2 protein-coding genes are annotated in these 1253 nt (G+C 73.1%); both read right to left on the reverse strand.

The features are described 5' to 3' along the window. On the reverse strand, nucleotides 1-856 hold an 856-nt coding region (locus KS423_RS45710), incomplete at its 3' end, for a PP2C family serine/threonine-protein phosphatase (RefSeq protein ID WP_224285544.1). Between the two features lie 53 nt (nucleotides 857-909). After that, the coding region (locus KS423_RS45715; protein WP_224285545.1) for an FHA domain-containing protein at nucleotides 910-1253 on the reverse strand (344 nt) is incomplete at its 5' end.

A 1253-nucleotide genomic window follows, 5' to 3' on the forward strand; every position in this document is an offset into this window, starting at 1 on the left:
CGAGGCCGGCGGCGCGGCCGGCCGGGGTGTCCGCGATCGAGCGGTCGGCGGCGGCCGAGGACGGCGGGGCGTCGGCGACCGCGCCGACCACCACCGGGACGTCGTTGAACTGGCCGCTCATGGTGTCCGTGGCGCCGACGTCGATGACGTCCGCCACGATGCAGGTGATGTTGTCCGGACCGCCGCCGCGCAGCGCGAGCTGGATCAGCTCCTGCACGGTCTGCTCGGGCGCGTAGTAGCTGCCGAGGGTGTCCTGGAGGGTCTGGTGGCTGACCGGGCCGGAGAGGCCGTCGGAGCAGATCAGGTAGCGGTCGCCGGCCCGGACCTCGCGGATCGACAGGTCGGGTTCGACCTGGCCGCGGCCGTCCAGCGCCCGCATCAGCAGCGAGCGCTGCGGGTGGGTCTCGGCCTCCTCGGGCGTGATCCGGCCCTCGTCGACCAGGCGCTGCACCCAGGTGTGGTCCTGGGTGATCTGCACCAGGGAGCCGTCGCGCAGCAGGTAGGCCCGGGAGTCGCCGACGTGCACCAGGCCCATCCGCTGGCCCGTCCACAGCATGGCGGTCAGGGTGCAGCCCATGCCCTCCAGCTGCGGGTCCTCCTCGACCATCTGCCGGAGCCGGTCGTTGGCGCCCTGGACGGCGTCGCCCAGCAGGGTCAGCAGGTCGGCGCCCGGCACGTCCTCGTCCAGCCGGACGATCGAGCCGAGCACCTCGGAGGAAGCGACCTCGCCGGCCGCGGCGCCGCCCATGCCGTCGGCCACGGCCAGCAGCCGCGGCCCGGCGTAGCCGGAGTCCTCGTTCCCCTCCCGGATCAGTCCCTTGTGGGAGCCGGCGGCGAAGCGCAGCACCAGGGTCATGCGACCTGTGCCCCCCTCTGGGTCATGGACGGGATGCTGTCCCTCATGCGCTACTACTTCCGCAGTTCGATGACGGTCCTGCCGATACGGATCGGCATGCCCGGCTGGAGCGGGGTGGGCGCGGTCAGGCGCTGCCGGTCCAGATAGGTGCCGTTGGTGGAGCCTAGATCCTCGACCGTCCACTGCCCAGTCTGATCCGGATAGATCCTGGCATGCCGGGAGGACGCGTAGTCGTCGTCCAGCACGATGGTGGAGTCGTGCGCACGGCCGAGCGTGATGGTCTGGCCCTGGAGCGCCACCGTGGTGCCGGCCAGCGAGCCCTGCACCACGACGAGCTGGGTCGGGCCGCCGCGACGGCGCCCGCCGCCGCCCTGGGTCTGGCCCGCCGCCGGGCCGG

Origin of the sequence: Streptomyces sp. LS1784 (assembly GCF_020103755.1) — a bacterium.
In the GTDB taxonomy this organism is placed as follows: domain Bacteria; phylum Actinomycetota; class Actinomycetes; order Streptomycetales; family Streptomycetaceae; genus Kitasatospora.